Source organism: Massilia sp. MP_M2 (genome assembly GCF_039123635.1).
Classification (GTDB): domain Bacteria; phylum Pseudomonadota; class Gammaproteobacteria; order Burkholderiales; family Burkholderiaceae_D; genus Telluria.
Genome location: NZ_JBCHJF010000001.1, coordinates 714,601 through 740,040 on the forward strand (window position 1 = coordinate 714,601; position 25,440 = coordinate 740,040).

Annotated in this window: 25 protein-coding genes; 17 read left to right on the forward strand and 8 right to left on the reverse strand. The window is 63.8% G+C overall.

What is annotated here, in order from left to right:
• Positions 1-3: 3 nt before the first annotated feature.
• The 6 genes from RCH14_RS03210 to crtB all read left to right on the forward strand — a co-directional run bounded on the left by RCH14_RS03210 (position 4) and on the right by crtB (position 7,121).
• Positions 4-912 carry a LysR family transcriptional regulator gene (locus RCH14_RS03210; RefSeq protein ID WP_343024706.1) on the forward strand — a complete coding sequence of 303 codons (909 nt, stop codon included), beginning with the start codon at positions 4-6 and terminating at the stop codon, positions 910-912.
• Positions 913-1,072: 160 nt separating this feature from the next.
• The gene (locus tag RCH14_RS03215) at positions 1,073-2,074 is read left to right on the forward strand and encodes a polyprenyl synthetase family protein (protein WP_343024707.1); all 1,002 of its coding nucleotides are present in this window, start codon (positions 1,073-1,075) and stop codon (positions 2,072-2,074) included.
• A 26-nt stretch (positions 2,075-2,100) separates the two neighbouring features.
• Positions 2,101-3,402 carry a glycosyltransferase gene (locus RCH14_RS03220; protein ID WP_343024708.1) on the forward strand — a complete coding sequence of 434 codons (1,302 nt, stop codon included), beginning with the start codon at positions 2,101-2,103 and terminating at the stop codon, positions 3,400-3,402.
• The gene (gene crtY, locus RCH14_RS03225; RefSeq protein WP_343024709.1) at positions 3,395-4,606 is read left to right on the forward strand and encodes a lycopene beta-cyclase CrtY; all 1,212 of its coding nucleotides are present in this window, start codon (positions 3,395-3,397) and stop codon (positions 4,604-4,606) included. Before RCH14_RS03220 ends, crtY begins: the two co-directional genes overlap by 8 nt.
• Positions 4,603-6,129 carry a phytoene desaturase gene (locus tag RCH14_RS03230; protein WP_343024710.1) on the forward strand — a complete coding sequence of 509 codons (1,527 nt, stop codon included), beginning with the start codon at positions 4,603-4,605 and terminating at the stop codon, positions 6,127-6,129. Before crtY ends, RCH14_RS03230 begins: the two co-directional genes overlap by 4 nt.
• A complete protein-coding gene (gene crtB / locus RCH14_RS03235) occupies positions 6,126-7,121 on the forward strand; it encodes a 15-cis-phytoene synthase CrtB (protein ID WP_343024711.1) in 996 nt (331 codons plus the stop codon). The genes RCH14_RS03230 and crtB overlap by 4 nt, the downstream gene beginning before the upstream one ends.
• Here crtB and RCH14_RS03240 read toward each other — a convergent pair.
• The gene (locus RCH14_RS03240; RefSeq protein WP_343024712.1) at positions 7,027-7,551 is read right to left on the reverse strand and encodes a sterol desaturase family protein; all 525 of its coding nucleotides are present in this window, start codon (positions 7,549-7,551) and stop codon (positions 7,027-7,029) included. The genes crtB and RCH14_RS03240 overlap by 95 nt on opposite strands.
• A 152-nt stretch (positions 7,552-7,703) precedes the next feature.
• On the opposite strand from RCH14_RS03240, the gene RCH14_RS03245 reads away from it, so the two are divergent.
• Positions 7,704-8,117 (forward strand): DUF2141 domain-containing protein, encoded by a 414-nt coding sequence (locus RCH14_RS03245; RefSeq protein ID WP_343024713.1) that lies wholly within the window; start codon positions 7,704-7,706, stop codon positions 8,115-8,117.
• A gap of 6 nt (positions 8,118-8,123) precedes the next feature.
• Here the strand turns inward: RCH14_RS03245 and pcp are convergent, their stop codons facing one another.
• The 4 genes from pcp to RCH14_RS03265 all read right to left on the reverse strand — a co-directional run bounded on the left by pcp (position 8,124) and on the right by RCH14_RS03265 (position 10,826).
• Complete coding sequence (gene pcp, locus RCH14_RS03250; RefSeq protein ID WP_343024714.1) at positions 8,124-8,777, reverse strand: pyroglutamyl-peptidase I; 654 nt, start codon at positions 8,775-8,777, stop codon at positions 8,124-8,126.
• Positions 8,777-9,733: a DUF979 domain-containing protein gene (locus RCH14_RS03255; protein WP_343024715.1), complete on the reverse strand. Its 957-nt coding sequence runs from the start codon at positions 9,731-9,733 to the stop codon at positions 8,777-8,779. Before RCH14_RS03255 ends, pcp begins: the two co-directional genes overlap by 1 nt.
• Positions 9,730-10,434 (reverse strand): DUF969 domain-containing protein, encoded by a 705-nt coding sequence (locus tag RCH14_RS03260; RefSeq protein WP_343024716.1) that lies wholly within the window; start codon positions 10,432-10,434, stop codon positions 9,730-9,732. The genes RCH14_RS03255 and RCH14_RS03260 overlap by 4 nt, the downstream gene beginning before the upstream one ends.
• An 89-nt stretch (positions 10,435-10,523) precedes the next feature.
• Entirely contained in the window at positions 10,524-10,826 is a 303-nt protein-coding gene (locus tag RCH14_RS03265) for a YciI-like protein (protein ID WP_343024717.1), read from the reverse strand.
• A gap of 222 nt (positions 10,827-11,048) precedes the next feature.
• Between RCH14_RS03265 and RCH14_RS03270 the strand changes: the two genes are divergently transcribed.
• The 10 genes from RCH14_RS03270 (at position 11,049) to RCH14_RS03310 (ending at position 21,525) form a co-directional block, all read left to right on the forward strand.
• Positions 11,049-11,987: a serine aminopeptidase domain-containing protein gene (locus RCH14_RS03270; protein WP_343024718.1), complete on the forward strand. Its 939-nt coding sequence runs from the start codon at positions 11,049-11,051 to the stop codon at positions 11,985-11,987.
• Between the two features lie 246 nt (positions 11,988-12,233).
• Positions 12,234-13,250 carry a BMP family ABC transporter substrate-binding protein gene (locus RCH14_RS03275; protein ID WP_343024719.1) on the forward strand — a complete coding sequence of 339 codons (1,017 nt, stop codon included), beginning with the start codon at positions 12,234-12,236 and terminating at the stop codon, positions 13,248-13,250.
• A 96-nt stretch (positions 13,251-13,346) separates the two neighbouring features.
• On the forward strand, positions 13,347-14,876 hold the full coding sequence (locus RCH14_RS03280; protein WP_343024720.1) for an ABC transporter ATP-binding protein: 1,530 nt from the start codon (positions 13,347-13,349) through the stop codon (positions 14,874-14,876).
• On the forward strand, positions 14,873-15,979 hold the full coding sequence (locus RCH14_RS03285; protein ID WP_343024721.1) for an ABC transporter permease: 1,107 nt from the start codon (positions 14,873-14,875) through the stop codon (positions 15,977-15,979). The genes RCH14_RS03280 and RCH14_RS03285 overlap by 4 nt, the downstream gene beginning before the upstream one ends.
• A 3-nt stretch (positions 15,980-15,982) precedes the next feature.
• Positions 15,983-16,948 (forward strand): ABC transporter permease, encoded by a 966-nt coding sequence (locus tag RCH14_RS03290; RefSeq protein WP_343024722.1) that lies wholly within the window; start codon positions 15,983-15,985, stop codon positions 16,946-16,948.
• Between the two features lie 234 nt (positions 16,949-17,182).
• Positions 17,183-18,796 carry a methyl-accepting chemotaxis protein gene (locus tag RCH14_RS03295; RefSeq protein ID WP_343024723.1) on the forward strand — a complete coding sequence of 538 codons (1,614 nt, stop codon included), beginning with the start codon at positions 17,183-17,185 and terminating at the stop codon, positions 18,794-18,796.
• Between the two features lie 413 nt (positions 18,797-19,209).
• Entirely contained in the window at positions 19,210-19,605 is a 396-nt protein-coding gene (locus RCH14_RS03300; protein ID WP_343024724.1) for a phosphonate transporter, read from the forward strand.
• 3 nt (positions 19,606-19,608) lie between these two features.
• Entirely contained in the window at positions 19,609-20,445 is an 837-nt protein-coding gene (locus RCH14_RS03305; protein WP_343024725.1) for a PAS domain S-box protein, read from the forward strand.
• 13 nt (positions 20,446-20,458) lie between these two features.
• Positions 20,459-20,671 (forward strand): diguanylate cyclase, encoded by a 213-nt coding sequence (locus RCH14_RS24020; protein WP_407070052.1) that lies wholly within the window; start codon positions 20,459-20,461, stop codon positions 20,669-20,671.
• A gap of 356 nt (positions 20,672-21,027) precedes the next feature.
• Positions 21,028-21,525 carry a hypothetical protein gene (locus RCH14_RS03310; protein WP_343024726.1) on the forward strand — a complete coding sequence of 166 codons (498 nt, stop codon included), beginning with the start codon at positions 21,028-21,030 and terminating at the stop codon, positions 21,523-21,525.
• A 56-nt stretch (positions 21,526-21,581) separates the two neighbouring features.
• On the opposite strand, the gene RCH14_RS03315 is transcribed toward RCH14_RS03310, so the two are convergent.
• The 3 genes from RCH14_RS03315 to RCH14_RS03325 all read right to left on the reverse strand — a co-directional run bounded on the left by RCH14_RS03315 (position 21,582) and on the right by RCH14_RS03325 (position 25,325).
• The gene (locus tag RCH14_RS03315) at positions 21,582-22,457 is read right to left on the reverse strand and encodes a MipA/OmpV family protein (RefSeq protein ID WP_343024727.1); all 876 of its coding nucleotides are present in this window, start codon (positions 22,455-22,457) and stop codon (positions 21,582-21,584) included.
• Between the two features lie 103 nt (positions 22,458-22,560).
• The gene (locus RCH14_RS03320; protein WP_343024728.1) at positions 22,561-23,622 is read right to left on the reverse strand and encodes a S1/P1 nuclease; all 1,062 of its coding nucleotides are present in this window, start codon (positions 23,620-23,622) and stop codon (positions 22,561-22,563) included.
• A gap of 17 nt (positions 23,623-23,639) precedes the next feature.
• Complete coding sequence (locus RCH14_RS03325; RefSeq protein ID WP_343024729.1) at positions 23,640-25,325, reverse strand: bifunctional metallophosphatase/5'-nucleotidase; 1,686 nt, start codon at positions 25,323-25,325, stop codon at positions 23,640-23,642.
• Positions 25,326-25,440: the final 115 nt, after the last annotated feature.

Below are 25,440 nucleotides of genomic sequence, written 5' to 3' on the forward strand. Positions count from 1 at the left end.
CCCATGTCGATCGACCTGAAACAACTGAAGTACTTCCTGGCGGTGGCTGAAGAAAAGAGCTTCAGCCGCGCCGCCGAGCGCCTGCACATCTCGCAGCCGCCGCTGTCGCAGCAGATCATGAAGCTCGAAAGCGAATTGGGCGTGCGTCTGTTTACGCGCACCACGCGCAGCTTCGAGCTGACCGTGGCCGGGCGCGCGCTGATGGTCGAGGCGGCCGACCTGCTGGGCCGGATGCGCATGACGATCGACACCATCCGCCAGATCGACCGTGGCCAGGTGGGCCGGCTGCGCGTTGGCATCGTCGGCTCGGCGATGTGGGGGCCGATCCCTGGCCTGCTCGAACGCTTCCAGACCGATTTCCCGCGCGTGACGTGGACGATCCACGAGCTGGGCCCGAACGACCAGTGGGAAGCGCTGCGCAACAAGCAGATCGACGTGGGTTTCTGGCGCGAGCCGCGCATCGAGCCGGACGTGCTGAAAGCGGCCAACCTGCACCAGGAGCTGTGCTTCAAAGAGCAGTTCTGCGTGGCAGTCAATGCGCGCCATCCGCTGGCGGGCCGCGATGCGATCTCGCTACTCGACATCGCTGGCGAACCGATGCTGACGCTGCACCTGGACCAGTCGGCCGAGCCGCGCTACCTGATGCAGTGCTGCGTGAATGCGGGCTTCGAGCCGACCATTTTCCAGGAAGCGGCCGAGCCGCAGACACTGCTGGCAATGGTAGGGGCCGGCCTGGGCGTGGCCCTGATGCCGGAAACGACGAGCCGCATCGGCTGGCCGGGGGTGCGCTTCCTGCCGATCAACGAGCATGCGCCGTCCGCCAACCTGTATATCAGTTACCCGGCGCAGGACGATGCGCCGGTGGTGCGGGCGTTTTTGAAGATCCTGTTCCCCGATCCACCAGCGACGTGAACCATCGAACCGTTTTTGTCCCGCCATGTATTGCAGTTCTGCAAGCCTGTGTATAATTTCTAGGCAGAAAACCATGCACGATTGAGGCCAATTAATTATTTTCTAACTTTAGGTCCGGTATGATAGTTATCAAGACCATCAATTTTCCAGAGGAGCTCGTATGACTACAGCAACGCCGCGCTACGACGGGCTCCGCCTGAAAAAATTCGACGACGCCGTGTTCGATGATATCGACACGCTGCGCTCGGCGATCGACGACCGCATTGAACAACTGCTGAGCGCGAACGGCCAGTCCGACAGCCTGGCCAAGGCCATGCGTACGTCGGCGCTGTCGGCCGGCAAGCGCATGCGTCCGCTGCTGGTCATGCTGGTGGCGCGCGACCTCGGCTGCGCCTCCCCTGCCCTGATCGACGTGGCCTGCTCGGTCGAACTGGTGCATGCGGCGTCGCTGATTCTCGACGACCTGCCATGCATGGACGACGCCAGCCTGCGCCGCGGCAAACCGGCCATCCACATCCAGTTCGGCCAGGACGTCGCCATCCTGGCGTCGGTCGCCCTTCTCAGTCGCGCCTTTGGCGTGCTGTCGCAATCCCAGGATATCCAGCCGGCCACCCGCGCGCGCCTGGTCGCGACGCTGGCGCAAACGGTGGGCGACCAGGGTCTCGTGCGCGGCCAGTTCGAAGACCTGCATGGCGGCGTGCGCTCGCCCGAGGCGATTGCCACCACCAATGAACTCAAGACCGGCCTGCTGCTGGGCGTCGCCGTGGACATGGCGGCGATCATGTGCCACGCCGACGAGAGCGTCTCGCAGCAGCTGCGCGCCTTTGCGCTGGCGGCCGGCCAGGCATTCCAGATCAAGGATGACTTCCTGGACGGCGCCGGTAACGACAGCGCGATCACGGGCAAGGACACCGGCAAGGACATCGGCAAGGCCACCCTGATCAACACGCTCGGCTTCGACGAAGCGCAGCGCCGCCTGTCGGCCTGCCTCACCGAGGCCGACCGCTGCTTGGGCGAGGCCATTGGCGGCAAGGGCCGCACGCGGCACTTCATGGGCGCGCTGTTTGCCAAGGAAGCCAAGGGCGCGCGCTTCGTCGCCGAACCCGCCAAGCCGCGCGAACTGCGCCCGAGTCCCCAGCTGGCAGAGTTGCGCCTGAACTGAATTCTCCTGAACTGACCAACCCTAGCATGACGCACTTCGCGGTCGTGGCTCCGGCCCTGTATAGCCACTTCAATACGCTGATGGTGCTGGCGCGCGAACTCGTCGCGCGCGGCCACCGCGTCACCTTCATCCATCGCCCGGATGCTGCCGCCTATGTGAAGGATGCGCGCATCGGCTTTCACGCCATCGGCGCGGCCACCCATCCGGCCGGCTCGCTGCCCGCCATGCTCGCGCGCGTGGCCAATCCCGGCAGCCCGCTGGGCCTGCGCCGCGTAATCCTCGACATGGCCGCCAGCACCGAAATGCTGTGCCGCGAACTGCCGGCCGCGCTCAAGGCATTGCAGGTCGACTGCGTACTGGCCGACCAGATGGAGGCGGCCGGCGGCATGGTCGCCGAGAGCCTGGGCATGCCGTTCATCTCGATCGCGTGCGCCCTGCCCGTCAACCGCGAGCCGGGTATCCCGCTGCCGGTGATGCCGTTTGTGTACGAAGACAGCGAGCGTGCCTTCAAGATCGTCGAAGGCAGTACGCGCGTCTATGACTGGATGATGGGGCCGCATCACCGCGCGATCGCGGGGCAGGCCGAACGCCTTGGCCTGGCGCCACGCAGCATGCTGCACGAATGCCTGTCGCCGCTGGCGCAGATCGCGCAGATCGTGCCGGGCTTCGATTTTCCGCGCCGCGAACTGCCGGCGCACTTCCACCATGTCGGGCCGCTGCACGCGGCCAATGTGGCGCCGGCCTTGAAGCCCGAAGAACTGACGCCGTTCCTGCCGCCGTCAGCGAGCACGCGCCCGTTCATCTACGCATCGCTCGGCACGCTGGTGAGCGAGCGCTACCCGCTCTTCAAGCGCATCGCCAAGGCCTGCAAGCAGCTCGATGCCGACCTGTTGATCGCCCATTGCGGCGGCCTGAATGACGCGCAGGTGCGCGCGCTCGAAGCCATCGGCAGCACCCGCGTACATGCCTACGTGCCGCAACTGGCCGTCTTGGCGCGCGCCGACGCGATCGTCTCGCATGCGGGTGCGAACACCATCATGGAAGCAGTGGCGGCGCGCACGCCAATCCTGGCGCTGCCGATTGCCTTCGACCACCCGGGCGGCGCCGCGCGGGTCGAGTATGCCGGCGTGGGGCTGCGCGCTTCGCCGCGCATGAGCAGCGTGGCCGACCTGACGCGCAAGCTGCGCCGGCTGCTGGCCGAGCCCGATTTCGCCGCGCGCATGGCGCCGCTATCCGACGCGATCCGCGTTGCCGGTGGCGCGCCGCGCGCGGCCGCCATCATCGAGACCGCACTGCACCTGCCGACGGCGGTGGCCAGCCATGGATGAGCGCAACAACGGTCATCGTGACAGCGTTGACCATGACCTGATCCTGGTCGGCGGCGGTCTGGCCAACAGCCTGATCGCCTGGCGCCTGCACACCGAGCGCCCCGAACTGCGCATCCTGCTGCTCGAGCAGGGCCGGCATCTGGGCGGCAATCACACCTGGTCATTCCACGACAGCGACCTGACCGCAGACCAGCTGCACTGGATCGCGCCGCTCGTCTCGCACCGCTGGCCGGGCTACGACGTCGTCTTTCCCGAGCATGCGCGCGCCCTGAGCGGCGGGTATGCCAGCATTGCCTCGCCCGATTTTGCGCGCACGATCGAAGCCGCCCTGGGTCCGCTGCTGCGCACCGGCGTGCGGATCGACACCGTGACACCCACGAGCGTGCGCCTGGCCGATGGCATGCTGCTCCATGCACACGCCGTCATCGACGGGCGCGGCCCCAGCGCCAGCCCGCACCTGGCGCTGGGCTACCAGACCTTCATGGGCCAGGAGGTACGCCTGCATGCGCCGCACGGCTTGACGCAGCCGGTGATCATGGATGCGAGCGTGGCCCAGCAAGGCGGTTACCGCTTCGTCTACCTGCTGCCGTTCGGCCCCGACCGCGTACTGATCGAAGACACCCATTACGTCGACAGCGCGACCTGGGAACCGGAGCGGCTGCGCGCCAATATCGCCGCCTACGCCGCAGGGCGCGGCTGGCAGATCCGCGACGTGCTGCGTGAAGAACAAGGCTCGTTGCCGATCGTGCTGGCCGGCGACTTCGAGCGCTTCTGGGATGCGCTGGACGGCCAGCCGACTGTGGGCCTGCGCGCCGGCCTGTTTCACCAGACCACCGGTTATTCGCTGCCGGTGGCCGTGCGCCTGGCCGAACGTATTGCGGCCCTGCCCGACCTGGCAGCGCCATTTGCGGCACAATCACTGTTTGCCGCGATCCGCATCGAGGCACGCGATGAATGGCAGCGCCAGGGTTTTTTCCGCATGCTCAACCGCATGCTGTTCATGGCCGGCAGCCCCGACCACCGCTGGCACGTGATGCAACGCTTTTACCGCCTGGGCGCGCCGATGATCGCGCGCTTTTATGCCGGCCGCCTTACCTTTGCCGACAAGCTGCGCCTGTTGACCGGCAAGCCGCCGGTGCCGGTGCTCGAAGCTTTTACGGCCGTTCGCAAGACACAACCCCATCAGATCAGGAATCCCGAATGAACCAGATGAAAATCGAACCCAAGCGCGCCGTCGTGATCGGCGCCGGCTTCGGTGGCCTGGCCCTGGCAATCCGGCTGCAGGCCGGCGGCACGCAGACCACCCTGCTCGAAAAGCGCGACAAACCGGGCGGCCGCGCCTACGTCTACGAAGACCAGGGCTTCACGTTCGATGCCGGCCCCACCGTCATCACGGATCCGACCGCGATCGAAGAACTGTTCGCGGTGTGTGGCAAGAAGATGAGCGACTACGTCGAGATGCTGCCGGTCGCGCCGTTCTACCGCCTGTGCTGGGAAGACGGCAGCTTCTTTGACTACGCGAACGATCAGGAATCGCTCGACCGCCAGATCCACGCCCTCAATCCCGATGACGTGGCTGGCTACCAGCGCTTTCTCGCCTATTCGAAAGCCGTGTTCGAAGAGGGCTACCTGAAGCTGGGCGCCGTGCCGTTCCTGTCGTTTCGCGACATGATCAATGCCGGGCCGAAGCTGGCGCGCCTCGAAGCGTGGAAGAACGTCTACAGCATGGTCTCGCGCTTCATCAAGAACGAGCACCTGCGCCAGGCCTTCTCGTTCCATTCGCTGCTGGTGGGCGGCAACCCGTTTGCCACCAGCTCGATCTACACGCTGATCCACGCGCTGGAACGGCGCTGGGGCGTGTGGTTCCCGCGCGGCGGCACCGGTGCACTCGTCAATGGCCTCGTGCGCCTGTTCCAGGACATGGGCGGCAAGCTCGAATTGAACGCCCCGGTGGCGCGCATCGAAACCGTCGGCAACCTGGCCAGCGGCGTGCGGCTGGAAGACGGCCGCTGGTTCCCGGCCGACGCCGTCGCGTCGAATGCCGACGTCGTGCACACCTACGCCAACCTGCTGAGCAACCACGGTCGCGGCAGCAGCCAGGCCGAGTCGCTGCGCAAGAAGCGCTTCAGCAATTCGCTGTTCGTGATCTATTTCGGCCTGAACAAGCATCACGAGCAGTTGCAGCACCATACGGTCTGTTTCGGCGCGCGCTACAAGGAGCTGATCACCGAAATCTTCAAGGGCGACACGCTGGCCGACGACTTTTCGCTGTACCTGCACGCGCCGTGCGTGACCGACCCGTCGCTCGCGCCACCGGGCTGCGGCAGCCACTACGTGCTCGCGCCGGTGCCGCACCTGGGCAATGCGCCGATCGACTGGGACGTCGAAGGGCCGCGCTACCGCGATCGCATCTTCGACTATCTCGAACAGCGCTACATGCCGGGCCTGCGCAGCCAGCTGGTCACGAGCCGCATCTTCACGCCGAACGACTTCCGCGACGAGCTCAATGCGCACGTGGGCTCGGCCTTCTCGCTCGAACCGATCCTGACGCAAAGTGCCTGGTTCCGCCCGCACAACCGCGACGCCGAACTGCCGAATCTGTACCTGGTCGGTGCCGGCACCCATCCCGGCGCAGGCTTGCCGGGCGTGATCGGTTCGGCCAAGGCCACGGCCGGCCTGATGCTCGAAGGTGTCAACGCCGGGGCCCACGCGGGCGGTCTGCGATGACGACGCAGGTCGACGGGAACCTGATGGCGCACGCGACCCAGACCATCGAAGTCGGGTCGAAGAGTTTTGCGGCAGCGGCCAGGCTGTTCCCGCCGGCCACCCGGCGCGCCGTGCTGATGCTGTATGCATGGTGCCGCCACTGCGACGACGTCGTCGACGGCCAGGAACTGGGCTTTGCCAGCACCCCGGTGGCCCAGCTCACGCACGATGCGCCGTTCGAACTCGATCGGCTTTACGACAACACCCGCCGCGCCTATGAGGGCGAGCCGATGCGCGACCCGGCCTTTGCCGCGTTCCAGGAAGTGGCCCTGGGCCACGCGATCGCACCACGCTATGCGTACGACCACCTGGCCGGCTTTGCGATGGACGTCAACGAAGCGCGCTACCGCACGATCGACGACACGCTGCGCTACTGCTACCACGTGGCCGGCGTCGTCGGCCTGATGATGGCGTCGATCATGGGCGCGCGCGACGAGGCGGTGCTCGACCGGGCCTGCGATCTGGGGCTCGCGTTTCAGCTGACGAATATTGCGCGCGACATCATCGACGACGCGGCCATCGGCCGCTGTTATGTGCCCGACGCCTGGCTGCTCGAAGCCGGCATTCCGCCCGACCTGGTCGCGCTGCCGCGCCACCGGGCCGCACTGGCCACGGTCGCCGCGCGCCTGGTGGACCAGGCGGAGCCGTACTACGCGTCGGCGTCGATTGGCCTGGCGGCGCTGCCGCTACGCTCGGCGTGGGCGATCGCCACGGCGCGCAATGTGTATCGCCAGATCGGGGTGGAAGTGAAACGGCGCGGGCCGCGCGCGTGGGACAAGCGGGTTGGCACGTCGAAGGCGACCAAGCTGCGCCTGCTCGCGCTGGGCGGCCTGCAGGCGCTGGCCTCGCGCCTGACCTCTAGTCGCGACCTGCCGGCGCGGCGTGGTCTGTGGCAGCGGCCTGGCCGCGCGGACTCCGCAGCTGGTTCTGCTGCGCCTGCAACTGCTGCTTGAGTTTCGTGACGGGCGGCGCATACAAAAAGCCGAACGACACGGCGCCGTCCTTGCCCTCGACCGCGTGGTGCATGCGGTGAGCCTGGTACAGGCGCTTGAAGTAGCCGCTGCGCGGCACGTAGCGAAACGGCCAGCGCTGGTGCACCAGGCCATCGTGGGCGATGAAGTACAGCAGGCCGTAGCCGGTCATGCCGGCGCCGATCCATTCGATGCGCCCGTAGCCGCGCGTGCCGAACCAGATCAGGGCAATCGCAACGCCGGCAAAGACGACGGCGTACAGGTCGTTCTTTTCGAACCAGCCGGTGCGGGGCTCGTGGTGCGAGCGATGCCAGCCCCAGCCAAAGCCGTGCATGATGTACTTGTGCGCGACGATGGAAAACAGTTCCATGAAGGCGATGGTGGCCAGAACGATGAGCGCGTTGAGCAGCATAATGAAATAAGCGCCTTGATGGGGTGGCGGGCATGGAAACGGATGCCGACAGCCTATCATGCGGCCGGCGTGTACGGTAGCGCGACGGCCGCGCAGCCATGGCGGCAGGCGGTCAAACACGATACACAATCAATTCAACCATTGGAGTTTACATGCAATCGACTTTCCGTACCCTTCTGCTCGGCGCAGCGTTCTGCGCTGCCGGCAGCGCCTCGGCCGCTTCGATCGAAGTGCGCGTTCAGGGCGTCACGGCCAAGGGCAAGGTGCTCGTCGCCGTGTGCGACAAGACGACCTTCCTGAAGGATTGCGCCTATTCCGGCTCGGCCCCGGCCAAGGCGGGCGAGACGATCGTCACGGTCGATGGCGTGCCGACCGGTTCGTGGGCCGTGCTGTCGTACCAGGACGAGAACGACAACGGCAAGCTCGATCGCAACGTGCTGGGCATCCCGAAAGAGCCGTACGCGTTCAGCCGCGATGCCCGTGGCCGTTTCGGTCCGCCGAGCTTCGAAGATGCGGCGTTCGAGGTGCGTGACGAAAAAGCCGTCACCACGATCAAGCTGCGCTGATCGCTGTCAGTGCGTCGCGCCGCCCGCTTCGCGCAGGTCGGTGTCGGCGCCGAGCGTGACTTCCACCGCCAGCCTGACCCCGGCGATGATGTCCTCCAACGCCATCGACGGTGGCGCGTCAAGCCGCACGGCTGCCTGCTCCGGCAAATACGGCACGTGGATGAATCCCGCCTTGATCGGCTGCGGCTGCGCCGCCGCGTGGTGCATCAAGCCATAGAACACGTGGTTGCAGACGAACGTGCCGGCCGTTTGCGACACCCCCGCCACCAATCCCCGCTCGCGCAGCGCGTGCACGATCGCCTTGATCGGCAGTGTCGAGAAATACGCGGCCGGGCCGTCGGCGGCAATCGCCGTATCGACCGGCTGCTGCCCGCCGTTATCCAGAATCGACGCATCGTCGACATTGATCGCCACCCGCTCGACCGAGATATCCGGGCGCCCGCCCGCCTGGCCGACGGCGATGACGACGTCCGGATGCAGCTCGTCGATCAATGCCACCAGGTCTTCATTGGCATCACCGAAAATGCACGGCAACTGGCGCACCTCGACCTGAAAGCCCTCGCCCTGCCAGCCTTCCAGCGCGCGCACGGCCTCCCAGGCCGGATTGATGGTGGCGCCATTGAACGGCTCGAAGCCCGTCAGCAAAACAGTCTTGATCATCACAGGTTCATCAAAAAGTAGAGCAGGAAGATATTGGCGACCAGGATCGGCAGCGCACTCGGGATCTGGGCCCGGATCACGGCGTTCTTGTCGGGCAGTTCCAGCAGCGCCGCCGGCACGATGTTGAAGTTGGCCGCCATCGGCGTCATCAGGGTACCGCAATAGGCGCTGAACATGCCGATTGCCGCCATCACGGCCGGGTTGGCGCCGTACACACCCACCAGCACCGGAATCCCGACGCCGCCGGCCATGACGGGAAACGCCGCAAAGCCGTTGCCCATCACGATTGTAAACAGCGCCATGCCCAGGCAGTACACGGCCACCGCAATGAACGCCGAATCCAGGCCGATATACGTCGTCGTCAGGTGCGCGACCGCCTTGCCCACGCCCGCTTCGGAAAACAGCAGGCCCAGCACCGCCAGGATGTGCGGCAGCACGACGGCCCAGCTCATGGCGTCGACCAGGCGGCGCGCTTCGCGCACGCCCTGCAGCGGCGTGGCGCGCGTGAGCCAGCATGCGGCGATCAGCGCCACGACCGCGCCGCAGCCCATGCTGACGATGGTGATGTGGGCCGGATCAAGCAGCGGCAGGCCGCCCAGTTGCACGTCTTTCAGCAAGGTGGCGCCGATGACGGTCACCAGCGGCAGCAGCAGCGCCGGGATGAACAGGCGGTTGCCCAGCCGCGCGGCGCTGGCCTGGCGCGCTTGCGGCGCCAGCGCCTGCGGCTGGCCGGCTTTCACGCCGCCAAAGCCGGCCAGCAGCGCCATGCCGATCATCAGGGCGCCGACCGCCGCCAGCGGCAGCGCTTCGCCCGCCAGGTACAGCAGCGCGTACAGGCCCCAGAACAGGGCCGTCGTGACACGGCGCGGATTGCTGCGGTCCACCAGGTTCATGATGGCCACGGCCGCCAGCAGCAGGCCGACCAGGATGTAGAAGTGACCGATCGAGAGCGTCATGCGGCGCCCTTCTGCTCCAGCACGGCGCGGGCAATCTCGGCGTCCAGGCGGCGCAGGTTCCAGGCGTGGATGACGAACGCCGTGATCGCCGTCGGGATGCCCCACAGCGCGATGTGCAGCGGATTGACCTCGATGCCCTCGGCCTGCAGAATCGTGTGCATCAGGACAATCGCGCCAAACGCTACAAAAATGTCTTCGCCGAAGAACAGGCCGATATTGTCGGTGGCAGCCGACATCGCGCGGATGCGGTAGCGGATGCGCTGCGGCAGCGGGCCGTGTTGCGCTTCGGCCGCCGCTTCGGCCATCGGCGCGACCAGCGGGCGCACCATCGTCGGATGGCCGCCCAGGCTGGTCAGGCCCATCGCCGCCGTGCTCTCGCGGGCAAACAGGTAGACGATCAACAGGCGCCCGGCCGTGGCCGAGCGCACCTTGCCAATGGCGGCCTGGGCGCGGTCACGCAGGCCGAAGCGCTCGAGCAGGCCGATGGCGGCCAGCGGCAGCAGCAGGATGAGTGGCAGGTTGCGGGTCTTGAGGAATGCGGCGCCGAGCGACTCGAGCAGCGTCATCACCGACATCGCCGCGGCAACGCCCGTCACGCCGCAGGCGGCAACGGCCACCAGCACCGGATTGGCGCGCAGCAGAAAGCCCACCACGATGACGGCCACGCCGAGCAGTGGCCACAGATTCACAGCAGTTTGCATTGCATTCCCCGGCGGTGATAAACGCGGGCAATCTTACCCGATGTTCATGGTGCGCCAAGGTGGATGTCAGCCAGGGTCAGCTGCAATGATCAGCCGGGCCGGACGGGATTGGTCGCCAGGTCGCCGACGACCGTATTCCACTCGCGCACGTGGAAGGCGCGCACGAGGCCGTTGAGCACGTACGGGTCGCGCGCCGCGAACAGTTGTACCGGCTCCGACGTCGGGCAGTCGAACACCAGGACGGCCTTGTCGGCCGGTTCGGCCATGGCACCAGCAAGGATCAGCTCGCCACGCGCCTGCGCTTCCCACGCCAGCGCCAGGTGGGCGTCGCGAAATTCGCCGCGGCGTTCGAGATAATCGGGGGCCAGATCATAGGTCAGAAGAAAATGCACGAAGACTCCAGGAGATGGCGCGAGGCCGGATGCATGAATCCTACCGGAAAGCCGAACCGGCGGCGCAAGCATGCTGTCCGGCATCGCACGCGGAACCATTACCACGCGGCCGTCTCCGCCATGTTGGAATAAAACAACTTTCAGGCTGCCAAACCGTCATGGAACATGCATAGATGAATGCCTCTAAGAACAAAACTCAACAGGGGGCGTAGACTTGCAAGCATGGACACTTCGAAAAAAATGGCGGCAGGACTCACTGGACTGGCCAGCATGCTGTGGCTGGGCCTGACGGCTGCCGTCGCGGCCAACCAGCGCCGCCTGGTGTTCAATCCGACCCTCGAGCGTGAAGTCAAAAGCCCCCGTTCAAGCGGCCACCGCACCCGCCCCGTCGTCTTGCGCGCCAGGGACGGCACGCGCCTGGCCGGCTGGCTGATGACGCCAAGCATTCCCGGTCCGCGCCCGGCCGTGCTGTATTTCGGCGGGCGCTCCGAAGAAGTGTCATGGGTCGCGCGCGACGCCGGCAAGCTGTTCCCCAACATGACCGTGCTGGCGATGAATTACCGCGGCTATGGTGACTCGCACGGGATGCCTGCCGAGATCCACATGATCGAGGACGGCGCCCTGCTCTACGACTGGCTGGCCACGCGCGGCCAGGTCGACCCGCAGCGCATCGCCGTCGTTGGCCGCAGCCTCGGTTCGGGCGTCGCCGTGCAGGTGGCCCGCGAACGTCCCGCGCATTCGGTCGTGCTGATCACGCCGTACGACTCGATCCTGGCGATTGCCAAGCGGCGCTTTCGCGTGATGCCGATCGAGTACATGCTGCGCGACCGCTTCGAGTCGATCAAGTACGCACCAATGCTCAAGGCCCCGACCTACGTGCTGCGCGCCGCCAGCGACGATGTCGTGCCCCACTTCCACACCGACCTCCTGGTGGCCAAGCTGGGCGCGCTGGTGGCCGACGAGGTGGTGCCGGGGTCCGATCACATGACCATCCCGTACCTGGAAGCGACGCACGCCATGGTCGCAGGCTTTCTTACGCGCCAGTTCAGCGGGCCAGTGACGCCAGCCGCGGCAGCCGCCGTGGCCGATGCCGTGGCCAATGCCACGCCACCCGTGGAAACCGCCGCGGCAGCGCCCGAATTGGTCCTCGCCGCAAAATAATTGCCGAAAGTGTCAGCATTTATATTTTCAGCGAATAAATTGGGAAGTAAAATCGTATTTGCCATCAACTTGCAGCTTGATGCATATTTGACAGCTTGTGCCCGAAGGGCGCGGGCCTGGCCCCAACGCCCCTTCCCCAGATACAAACCGTAACCACTTGCACGGCGCCGTGCTGCGACAATCGCGCAGCCGATCCCATCGCAAGCCATGCGGCGGGTACAATATCGCTATTCCAGGAGCTCAACCATGAAATTCAAGCAACTCAGCATCACCGTGGCGGCCATGTGCCTTGCTGGCAGCGCGCTGGCAGCGCCGTCGACCGCACCGATCGCCGCGCCGAAATTCGGCATGGTCTACGATGCGGGCGGCAAGTTCGACAAGTCGTTCAACCAGTCGGCCTTCGAGGGCCTGCAGCGCTTCTCGAAAGAGACCGGTGTGAAAGTGCTCGAGGTCCAGGCCAATAGCGATACCCAGGCCGAGCAAGTCATGCGCGGCCTGGCGCGCAAGAAGGTCGACCTGATCGCCGCCATCGGTTTCTCGCAAACCCAGGCCGTGCAAAAAGTCGCCCGCGAATTCCCGAACGTGCGCTTCGTCCTGATCGACAGCGTGGCGCAAGGCGCCAACATCGAATCGGTGATGTTCAAGGAACAAGAAGGCTCGTACCTGATCGGCGTGGCATCGGCCATGGCCTCCAAGACCAAGAAGCTCGGCTTTGTCGGCGGCATGGACATTCCGCTGATTCGCGCGTTCGCCTGCGGCTACGGCCAGGGCGCCAAGGCGCAGGCCCCGAAAGCTGAAATCATCCAGAACATGGTCGGCACCACGGCCGCAGCCTGGAACGACCCGGCCAAGGGCGGTGAGCTGGCACGCGCGCAGTTCGACCGCGGCGTGGACGTGGTCTTCGCCGTGGCCGGCGGCAGCGGCATGGGCGCGCTGCAGATGGCCAAGACCAAGGGCAAGCTGGCCGTGGGCGTCGACTCGAACCAGAACTACCTGCATCCGGGCACGATGCTGACCTCGATGGTCAAGCGTGTCGACGTGGCCGTGTATGACTCGTTCATGGCCGTCAAGAAAGGCACCTGGAAAGCAGGCGTTACCTACAAGGGCCTGAAAGAAGGCGGCGTCGATTGGGTGCTCGACAAGGATAACCGCGCCGTCGTCACGCCAGAAATCGAAAAGCGCGTCAACGCCGTGCGCCAGGACATCATCAACGGCAAGATCAAGGTCATCGATTACCGCGCCGGCAGTTCCTGCCCGGTCTGATCACCTTCATTCCATTCGAAGCGCGCCGCGCCGGTTGATTACCGGTCCGGCGCGCTTTTGAATGATAAGCACACTTCCTTTTTTCGACAGATCGCAATGCAGCCAGCCGTAGAATTTCGCAACGTGAGCAAGGCCTTCGGGCCTGTGCAGGCGAACGCCGACGTCAGCTTCTCGATCGCCAAGGGTTCGATCCATGGTGTGATCGGCGAAAATGGCGCGGGCAAATCCACTCTGATGAGTATCCTGTACGGCTACTACCATGCCGACAGCGGGCAGCTCGTCATCAACGGCAAGGAGCAGCAGATCCGCTCGAGCCAGGAGGCCATCGCGCTCGGCATCGGCATGGTGCACCAGCACTTCATGCTGGTCGAGAACATGACGGTGCTCGACAACGTGATGCTCGGGGCCGAGGGCGCCTTCAAGCTGTCGAAGAAACGCCGCGAAACCGAAGTGAAGCTGCGCGAAATCTGCGCGCGCTACCACCTCGACGTCGATCCGCTGGCCGTGATTGCCGATTTGTCGGTGGGCGCGCAGCAGCGCGTCGAAATCCTCAAGCAGATCTACCGCAGCGCCGAGATCCTGATTCTGGACGAGCCCACCGCCGTGCTCACCACGCAAGAAATCGCGTCGCTGTTCGACATCCTGCGGCTGTTCAAGGAACAGGGCAAGACCATCATCCTGATCACCCACAAGCTGGGCGAAATCATGGACATCACCGACCAGGTGACCGTGATGCGCGCGGGGCGCCTGGCCGGCGCCGTCGCCACGGCAGGCACCAGCAAGGAGCAGCTGGCCAATATGATGGTCGGCCGCCCGATCGAAGGCAATCTGCCGCGCAAGCCCTATGCGCCGGGCGCGCCGGTGCTGCAGGTCGAGAACCTGCAGCTGAAGGACGCCAATGGCGTGCAGCTGCTGGCAGACATCGCCCTGTCGGTGCGGGCCGGCGAGATCGTCGCCATTGCCGGCGTGTCGGGCAACGGTCAGAGCGAGTTGATGCACATCCTGTCGGGCATGCGCCTGCCGACGTCGGGCACGGTCGCACTCGAGGGCAAACCCCTGCCCTTCGCCGGCCGCTCGAACGCCGACGGCCTGCCTGCCGAACTGCGCGACATGGGCATCGGCCACGTCCCCGAAGACCGCCTGCGCGACGGTGTGATCAAGGATTTCTCGGTCATGCAGAACACCGTGTTCGGCTACCAGGAGCGCGTCACCAAGGGCCTGGGCCTGTTCGATTTCGACGCCATCGCCAAACGCTGCGCGCATTTGCTCGAGGCATTTGACGTGCGCCCGAAAGACCCCAACGTGCGCATCGGCCTGCTTTCGGGCGGCAACCAGCAGAAGGTTGTCATCGCGCGTGAAGTCTCGGCGGCGCCGAAGCTGCTGCTGGTGGGCCAGCCCACGCGCGGCGTGGACATCGGCACCATCGAAAGCATCCACACGCAACTGCTGCGCCTGCGCGACGAGGGCGTGGCGATCCTGCTGGTCTCGACCGAGCTGGAAGAAGTGCGCGCGCTGGCTGACCGCATCATCGTGATGTCGGGCGGGCGCATTACCGGCGAATTGCCGATCGACGAATTCGACACGACCCGCATTGGCCTGTTGATGGGCGGGATGCACAAATCATGAAAACCACTGAACTCCCACGCTGGGCCTCGGGCTTTGTCCTGCCGGTCCTGAATTTGCTCTCTGCCCTGCTGGTCGCGGCGCTCGTGATCCATCTGCTGGGCGAAAGCCCGGTCGAGTCGCTGCAGATCCTCGTCAACAGCGCCGTCATCAATCCGGAAGGCCTGTCGTACACGCTGTTCTATGCGTCGACCTTCGTGTTTACCGGCCTGGCCGTGTCGATCGCGATGAAGGCGGGCCTGTTCAACATTGGCGCCGAAGGCCAGATGTATCTCGGCGGCCTGGGCCTGACGCTGGCGATGCTGGCGTTCGATGCCACGCTCTCGCCGTGGCTCCTGATTCCGCTGGCGATCGTCGCCAGTGCCGTGTTCGGCGCGGCCTGGGCCTTCCTGCCCGGCTACCTGCAGGCCAAGCGCGGCAGCCACGTGGTGGTCACGACCATCATGTTCAACTTCATCGCCGCCGGCCTGATGAACTTCATCATCGTCAAGTACATGATCCCCGAGGGCGACCAGAATCCGGCCAGCCGCACCTTTACCGACGCTGCCGCCATCCCGCTGCTGTCGAACTGGCTGCCGTTCTTCGGCGAGAACACGCCGCTGAACCTGGCCTTCCTGCTGGCGCTGGTCGCGCTGGTCGTCTACTGGGTGGCGGTGTCGCGTTCGAGCTGGGGTTACCGCCTGCAGGCCACGGGCCTGAACGCCCACGCCGCGCACTATGCGGGCGTGCGCATCAGCCGCACGATCATCGTGGCGATGCTGATCTCGGGCGCCCTGGCGGGCCTGGCGGCAGTGAACTCGATCCTCGGCTCGACCCACTACCTGAGCCTGAACTTCCCGGCCGGCGCGGGCTTCATCGGCATTGCGATCGCGCTGATGGGCCGCCAGCATCCGGTGGGCATTCTGCTCTCGTCGATCCTGTTCGGCGCGCTGATCCAGGGCGGCTTCGACTTGTCGCTCGAAAAACCGAACATCCCGCAAGAGACCTTCATTTTCATCCAGGGCCTGATCATCCTGTTCTGCGGCGCCATGGAAAACATGTATGCGCCGGCAGTGCTCAAGCTGATCAACGCAACACGCTCCAACAACGGCGCAAGCAAGGGATAAGCCATGGAAGACTTCCAGTTCGCCAGTATCGTCGTCTCCACCATCCGCAACGCGCCGGTGCTGATGTTTGCGGCCATGGCCGGCCTGTTCGCCGAGCGCAGCGGCGTGGTCGACATCGGCCTCGAGGGCAAGATCCTCGCGTCGGCCTTCGTCTCGGCCGCCGTCGCCTACACCTACCAGGACCCGTGGCTGGGCATCGCGGCCGGCATCGTCGCCTCTGTCGTGCTGGCGCTGATCCAGGCCTTCGTCTCGATCACGCAGAAGGGCAACCAGCTCGTGGCCGGCATCGCGATCAATATCGCCATGAGCGGACTGACGTTCGTCGTGGCCCAGTACTTCTTCCAGCAGGGCGGCCGTACGCCGGATCTCGGTGAAGCGCGCCTGGCGAGCGTGATCCTGCCCGGCACCGAACTGGTGGCCGACGTGCCGGTGCTGGGCTGGGTCTACGGCAGCCTGATCGGCGGGCATTCGGTGCTGGTGTACCTCGCCTTCGCCCTGCTCCCGATCGTGCACTGGGTGCTGTTCTACAGCCGCTTTGGCCTGCGCCTGCGCGCCTGTGGCGAGAACCCGCATGCGGCCGACGCGGCCGGCATCTCGGTCCAGCGCACCCGCTACACGGCGATGATCATCGCCGGCGTGCTGTGCTCGTTCTCGGGTGCCTACCTGTCGATCGTCCAGAGCGGCTTCTTCTTGCGCGACATGTCGGCCGGCGCCGGCTACCTGGCACTGACGGCGCTGGTGTTCGGTAACTGGCGTCCCGTGCACACGGTGCTGGGCTGCATGATGTTCGGCTTCTTTGCTGCGGTGCAGATCCAGATCGAGGGCGTCGATCTGCCGATCGTGGGCCGCATCCCGGGCTCACTGATCCAGATGATCCCGTATATCGTCACCGTGGTCGTGCTGGCAGGCCTGATGGCCAAGTCGGTGGCGCCCAAGGCGCTGGGCAAGCCGTTCGTCAAATCGCGCTAACGCGCATGCCCTGGTCCTGCCCTCCACTGCTGGGGGCAGGACATGATTCTCTCCAAATACCACTACCAATAGTCGTATTTACACTTTGATCGTCGGTATCTCGCCACAATTGAGCGAATTTATCGCAATTACGGCAATTTCTCAGTTCTTCCCGTTCCGAATCTGCAACAATATGATTCCGTATGGAAACTTTTGGTTTCTACGGACATTGTATTTACTGACTCACGGGACGTCATGACATTTCAAAACCTTAAGATTCGCACGCTGCTCCTCGGCGGCTTTGCCACTATTCTTGCGGCAATGCTGCTGCTGGTGGGGATTGGCCTGCTGCAGATGCAGAAAGCCGAAGACCTCACCGACAAACTGACCGGCGAAAGCATGTACCGCCTGGCCATGCTGCAGGAGTGGCAAGCCATCATCGAGGCCAACGCCGCGCGCACCATTGCCGCCATCAAGATGACCGATGCGGGCGACGAAAAATACTTCCTCGACGCGATCTCGACATCATCCAAGCGCTCCGATGTGCTGCACAAGGCCCTGACCGACAGCCTGGCCGGCAACGACGCTGCCATGGCACTGTTTGCCAAAGTCGACGAGCAGCGCGATGGCTACCGCAAGGCGCGCAAGAGCGTGATGGCGCAAAAGGCGGCCGGTGAGGATGCCGCCGTGCGTGCCTTCCTGACGACCGACATGCTGCCGCGCGTAAAGTCGTATCTCGGTAGCCTGAGAGCAATGGTCAAATTCCAGCAAGAGGTCGTGGCCGCCGATTCGAAGCAGATCCAGGATGGCTTCCAGACCAGCCTGAAGCTGCAAGTGGCGTTCGCCACGATCGCGCTGGTCGCCGGTGGCCTGTTCGCCTGGTGGATCGGCCGTCGCATCACGACGCCGCTCGAACAAGCGGTGCTGGTTGCGCAAACGGTCGCCACGGGCGACCTGAGCAGCCAGATCGTCGAGCAGGGCAACAACGAAACGGGCGCGCTGATGAGCGCCCTCAAGGACATGAACGACAATCTGGCCGGCATCGTCAGCCAGGTGCGTAGCAGCACCGAAACCATCGCCGAAGCGGCCGACCAGATCTCGGCCGGCAACCTCGAACTGTCGGCCCGCACCGAGCAGCAGGCCGGCGCGCTGGAAGAAACCGCATCCTCGATGGAAGAGTTGACCTCGACCGTGCGCCAGAACGCCGACAACGCGCGCGAAGCCAACACGCTGGCGCAGAACGCCTCGCACGTGGCCGGCCGTGGCGGCGACACCGTCGGGCGCGTCGTGCAGACGATGGACGCGATCACCGATTCGTCGAAGAAGATCGTGGACATCATCGGCGTCATCGATGGCATCGCATTCCAGACCAATATCCTGGCGCTCAATGCGGCAGTCGAAGCGGCGCGCGCCGGTGAACAGGGCCGCGGTTTCGCGGTCGTGGCTTCCGAAGTGCGCAATCTGGCGCAGCGTTCGGCGGCAGCAGCGAAAGAGATCAAGACCCTGATCGGCGACTCAAGCGCCAAGGTCGAGGAAGGCAGCCGCCTGGTGTCGGACGCCGGCGCGACGATGCAGGAAATCGTCGACAGCATCGGCCGCGTGACCAGCATCATGTCGGGTATCGCCATGGCCAGCCAGGAGCAGTCGGCCGGCATCGAACAGGTGAACCAGGCCATCGCCCAAATGGACCAGGTAACGCAGCAGAACGCGGCATTGGTCGAAGAAGCGGCTGCCGCATCGACCTCGATGCGCGAACAGGCAAAGGCGCTGTCACAGCTGGTGTCGACGTTCCGTTTCGAAGCGCAGCCAGTGCGCCCGGCGCTCAGGAGCGCAGCGCGGCCGGCGTTGGGAATGCGCGAGGCTGCATAACGCGGGGGCTTTATGATGCTTGCCAAACGCCGGGTTCGCCCGGCGTTTTTCATGGCGTGACGGGAGAGACGCGTGGCGAGGGCCGCTGATTCTTGCTGCCGAGTGCGGGGTGACTGCGCGAATCCAGCGGGCAGAAGAACTCGAAGAACTCGCAAAATACGAGTAAGCGTTATTACTTGCTCAAGTGGACGTAACTTTTGGGTCGATTGCAGCGTGTCGCCATCGCGTGAGGAATTTTCACACCAGCAACATGCTATGCTGGCTCGACCTGCAGGATTTGGCTAAGACGGGGTCTTCACCATGCTCGGTTTACCATGTTTGGCAATATGGCGCGCAAATAGATTGTTGTAATATCATGGCAATTGCGGTGGTTGTATACGAGCACCTTTGGCGGTTGAAAATAAGGAATTGCAATGATTCAACTCGGAACCCCACCCCTTCAGTTCGACAGCCCTAATCTTTTCGCACCACTTCTTTTATTATCGGATGGCGAACTGGATGAACTGCCATTCGGTGTCATCGGTTTTGATGTTGAAGAGAAAATCTATATCTACAATGTACCTGAGGCAAGATGGGCAGGACTGGATAAGAATAGAGTATTGGGCACGTCGATGTTCGAGATTGTCGCACCGTGCATGAACAATTACCTCGTCGCTCAACGGTTTAAAGATGCATTTCAGCAGCATGAGACACTTGATGCCACACTCGACTATGTCCTCACATTTCGCATGCGGCCTACATTATGCGCGCTACGCTTGCTCGCAGAACCAACCAGCCGCATTCGCTTCATTCTCGTAAGCCGGAAGTAATCGATGGTACTGGAAGCTGATCCGGAAAAAGAATTGCAGTCACTGCTGGCGTTCTTGTACATGGCGCCAGTCGGTGTGGTGCAAATGACTGGTACTGGTAAAATTTCCCTGATTAATCCAATGGCAGCGAATCTGTTAATGCCGCTACGTGCGGACGGGACGCTGACCAACCTGTTTGAAGCCATCGACCATTCATTTCCCGAGATTAATAGTATTGTGGCAGAGTTTGATCGCCCAACCGGTGTGATCTGTAAAGCGGTGCGGTTTGCACCATTTTTTCGCGCACGACGATATGCAGAGAACAAAACCTACGAGTTGACGTTACTGAAGGTGGATGCAGAAAATTTGATGGGGATGCTCACCGATGTCACTGATTCCGTCATGCGTGAAGAGCAAATCCGACTAGGCGCCGCCTGTTACAACGCAGCATTGAATGAACACTGCAAATATGGGGTCGTCGGGTTGGACTCAGACGGGAATATGCTGTACTGGAACGACTCCATGAAAGAGCTGACAGGTTTTTCTGCCTCTCAGGTTGTTGGCAAACCTTGCAGTGTCCTGTTCAAAGACGGCGACAGCTTTTCCAATCGTCTACCCGATCTCTTATACGACGCCACCAAAAGCGGTTGGACCTTACAAAACGAATGGTGCACAAAAGCAGACGGCAGCATGTTCTGGGCAAGCTACATTATTTCAGTCCCAGAAATGAATGTACTGCATGCTCAAGGCTCGGAACTGTCTCAGTCCAACCAGTCCTCGTATGTAGTATTGATTCGCGACATCAACCAGCACATCGACGCGTCTGAAAAAATGATCCATGCGACGAGTTGCGTGATTTGACACCGATACTGGCATTGGAGACGCTGAGGCTCTTGCAGAGCGGGTACGACATTCTGTTGCCAACCTTGTCATTCAGCCTGCCGAACTCGATCTCGATGTAACGATCAGCGTAGGCGTAGCCGATGCAAATGACGCTGTAAAAGACGTGCAGGCACTTATTAAAGCAGCCGACGACGCCTTGTATCGCGCCAAAAATTTCGGGCGAAGTCAGGTACAAAAAGCGTAACTGACTCCCAGCGAATTCGAGGGCTCTTCCTTTGTGCCTTCATCAGAGCATTCATCAGCATACTTTTTGTGAAGCTCGTTTCGGAATGCCAGACCTGGCCCTCTTCGCCACACCCTCTTCCTGCGCCCCTTCTTCGCCTGCCCCCCCTTCGCTGAGTCCTGAGCCTCTTCGTTCTGCCCCTCTTCGTGTCTGACCCTGTCCGCTCTGTTTGCTGAGAACTGAAACCGTCCACTGCTCGCTCGTAAGCGTAGATAATTTGCAACAAAGTAAAAAGAATGAATTGTGCGCGCAACAAAATTCTTCATTTATCTTAGTATGTGCAATATCATTTTTTTAACAACCAAGGAAGTATTGCAATGAAGACTGTCTCAATCCGCCTCTTGTCCAGCCTGGTCCTGATGGCCGCTTCGTTCTCGGCCTCGGCCGGTCCGACCGTGGTCCAGGCGCTTGAAGTCAAGGGCGTATTCAATGAAAAAATTGGCCCTGCGCCGCAATGTGCGTCCACCCTCGGCGGCAAGCTTGCCGGCCACGGTGAGACGGCTGAAGGAACGCCAGTCGCGTTCGTCGGCGGCGATTGCTTCGCCCAGTCTGGCACGACATTCACGTTCAGCAATGGCAAGTTCATCCTGCTGTATCCAAACGGCGACCAGATTTTCGCCGACTACAGTGGCCAGTTCGTTCCCACCGGCGCAGGCACTGCCTACGTCATGAACGGCGGCACCTTCACCATCACCGGCGGCTCCGGCACCTATGTTCGCGCAACGGGCGGCGGCTTCCTGAGCGGCACCGAAGACTTGTCCAACGGCGCCGGTACGATTGGGTTATCGGGTCGTGTTTCTTACAAGCCGAAGTAATCGCTGAAACAGCGCCAGGCGACGCTTGACCAAACGCCGGCCTTGCCGGCGTTATCTCAGGGCGTGGCCGGATCGACCGGCTCGAAGCCCGCCGCACGGCGGCTCGAGCGCGCCAGCGTCCAGGCAAAACCGATGCCGGCCGACGTCCCCGAATTCTTCAGATGCAGCGGGCTGTCGCGGTTGGCGCTGCCGGCGTACGACTCGTAGCGCACGTAGCCGAACAGGCGCACGTCGGGATTGAGCTGGCGCGTGGCGAACAGGCCCACGCGCGCGAGCACCAGGCCGGCGTCCGCGCTGTAGGCATCGCGACTGGCGGTCGCATACTGCGGCGCGACTTCATAAAAGTAGCGGTTGATGCGCTTGTCGCCGAACACCACCGACGTATTGGCTTCGAACGACCACAGGCCGCGTTCACCACGCGTTTCGTAGGCCAGCTTCGGCTCGAACGTCCAGCCCTGGCGTCGCAGGCCGCCCCGTGCTTCGATCACGGCGCGCAGCGGCAATTCGGCGCGCAGGCGGCCGCGTTGATCGCCAAACGCGTCGATGTCGGCCACGCGGATTTTCAGGCGCGGGCCAAATTCGAACAGCGCGCCCAGATCCGGCATGCCGGCGCGCGCCTCGACGTCGTCCGAATCAGACGGCAAGGCGCCCGACAGGCCCACGTCGAACTCGAGGCGATCTGAGCGGAACAGGCGCGCACCAATACCCGACTGGTCGGCGCGCAGCACTTCGCCGCGGTAGAGCAGGAACGGGATGGGCAGGACGCGGTTGGTGCGGTCATCGGCGCCGGGATAGGCTGGCGAGCTCAGGGCCGCAGCGCCAAGGCCAAATTCCCATAGCGGCAGGCTGGCGCCCGCTGGCGATTGTGCGTGAGCGTGAAATGCGGGGAACAGGCAGGCAGCCGCGATGACGGCTTTGAACGGGGAATGCATGAGGCCTCGGGAGTCGGGTCGGGAGATGACCGGATTCTATCCGAGGCCGCGCCAAAAGTGCACTGCGCGCGCGAACAATCCGCGCACAGCATTCTGCCAGGGCTTACGGCCAGATCGCCTGCAGCATCGCGGCCAGGTTGTACCCGCCCTTGATCAACTGGGTCTTGGCGATTTCGGAGCTCGGCACCGGGTAGTTGGTCGGCACTTCAAGCGCGAAGGTGTAATAGGTTTCGCCCTTCTTGCTCGTTTGTGGCGTCAGCTTGCCCGGCACCACGTCGGCATACGCCAGCTTGGCCGACTTCAGGCCGTCTTCCACCCATTGCACGGGCCAGGTAGCCACGTCGCCTTTGGCTTTCGCAACCAGCGGCGCGCTGGCGATTGCCACGTCCGCGAACTGTTCCGGCGTGCGCGTCTTGATGCGGCGGAAGGCGTAGTCGACCGTCGTGCTGTCCCAGTACGAGTGGAATGGCTTGGTCAGCGCCTTCGGCACGCCTTCCTTGATGACCACAGGCTCACCCGGCGGGATCACCCCCTTCGACAACTCGGCCAGCTTCTCATCATCGAGCAGCAGGTTGTTGCCACCGCGCGAATCGAACACCAGCGTGTCGTCGATCTCGGCGCGCGATTTCGGCACGATGAACTTGCCATCCTTGCTCACGAACGCCGAACCGACGTGCAGCGGCTGGTGAATGTCACCGGCGAAGTGCGCCAGCAGAATCAGGGCCTGGCGCTTGGTGAACTTGTGCGGGTTCAGGGCCGGATCGGTCTTGCCCTGCAAGACAGCAATGCACTGCTCCAGCGTCTGTACGATATCGACGTCGCTCGTGCCCACGCCGTGCGCATGGTAGTGATCGAGCTGGAACGGCACGTTGGTGTAGTGGTATTCGTTGTGGCGCGGATTGCCTTCGACGTACTCCACCATCTCGGGCGTCTGCGGGCCGCAGTACGTGCCCTTGACGCAGTCGGCCCAGTTGGCGACCGACGCCAGCGATTCGCCCGGTTGCAGCAGCAGCGCGATCTGCTTTTGCGCATTGGTCCCCTTGAGCAGCTTGTCGGCGATCGAGCCGACGGCGCGGTGGCCGTCGCGGCCCCAGGCGGCGGCGTCCGATGCGCCCAGTAATCCAAAGGCGCTGGTGAGCGCCAGCACGCATGCGAGTTTTTTCATGATGATTCCTGAGGTGCTTAATTGAGGCGCACGATGCGCGGGGTAGCCGGGGCCAGCGCGGCGCCCTGCCCTTCGAGTTTCTTCAGATAGGCGATGAAGCCATCCAGGTCGCGCAGGCCGGTGTCAATGCGCTCGGTGCCCAGTGCGAATTCCGGATAGCCGTCGCTGCCTTCGGCCAGGAAGTTGTTCAGCGCCAGCCGGTACGTTGCGGTATCAACCAGCGGCTTGCCATCGAGCTTGACGCTGCCCGGCACCAGGCGGGTTCCCGCAGGGCGCTTGGCGTCCCACGTGTAGCTGAAGCCTTGCGAGACTTGCAGCACGCCGGACGTCACGTCCGCGCCGTCGGGCCACTGGCGTTCGAGCAGGTTGCGGATCTGGGCGCCGGTCAGGTTCATCACGACGATCGTATTCCCGAACGGCAGCACGGCCTGGGCCTGGCCGAAGTTGACGGTCTTGTCGGCGAGCGCTTCGAGGTCGCGCCGCACGCCACCATTGTTCATGAAGGCGAACTGCGCGCCCAAACTGCGCGCCGAGTCCAGCGCCGCGTCGGCAACCAGGCTGCCCAGCGGCGATTCACCCGCGTCGTTATTCTTGCGCAGCAGCGGCGCGACGGCGATCTTCGCGATCGGGCGCGTCAAGGCGGCCTCGCTGCGCTCTTTCACTTGCGCGACATACGCGACCATCTTCGGATCGGCCGGATACTCGCCCGGTGTCATTACCACGTTGGCGACGGTCAGGTTCGACACCGCGCCAGTCTTCGGCTCAACCTGCATTGACACGCGCGTGAGCAGGTGGCCGGCCGTATCGGCCTGGGTCACGACCCTGCCGTCGACATCGCACAGATAGCCCTGGTGCGAGTGCCCGGTGAGCACCAGCTTGACCGACGGGTCGATCTTCTGCACGACCGGGACGATGTCGCCCGTCAGGCGCTTGCAGCCAGGCGCCAGCGGCGAGTCTGCCGTGCGGCCGCCCTGGTGCACGAGAGCCACGATGACCTGGGCGCCGGCCGCGCGCATCGCCGGCAGCGCGTTGTTGATCGCTTCGGCTTCGTCACCGAACGTCAAGCCCGCAATGCCCGATGCGACCACCATGTTCGGCGTATCGCGCAGCACCACGCCGACCAGGCCGACCTTGATGCCCTTGACGGTTTCGATGGTGAAGCCCGGGATGATCGGCTTGCCGGTGACCTTGTCGATGACGTTCGCGCCCAGATACGTGAATTTGGCGCCGCCGAAATTCGGGGCCAGCTTGCAGGCCTTGGTCGGGTGCGGCGAATCGCAGCCGCCATTCTGCTGGCGCAGCAGTTCCTTGCGGCCGCCGTCGAATTCGTGGTTGCCCACCGCGCTCGCGCGCAGGTTCAGCATATTCATCACTTCGATCGTCGGCTCGTCGGCCCACAGCGACGACAGCGCCGGGCTGGCGCCGACGATGTCGCCGGTCGAGACGAGCAGCAACTCTTTGTCCTGTTTGCGCCAGGCCTGCAGGGCCGCGGCCACCGCTTCGGCGCCGCCGGCGCGCATGACCTGGTCCTTGCCGTCAGCGCCCTTGAGCACATAGCGGCTTGGCTCCAGGTTGCCGTGGAAGTCGTTGAGCGACACCAGGTTGATGGTAACCGGGGCCTGGGGAGCGGTCACGCAGCCGGCCAGCAGCAGCGCAACGGTCAGCGTGGAAAGACGGGCGCTTGCGCGACGCGAGACGATCATGAAAAACACCTTGTATGGAATCGGGCCGGGGTGGCCGGCACCCGAAAAACGGGGCTTGGGTAAGCGCAACAGCCGGCATTATCCCATGCCGCCTGTGCGCAGGAAATCCTTACAG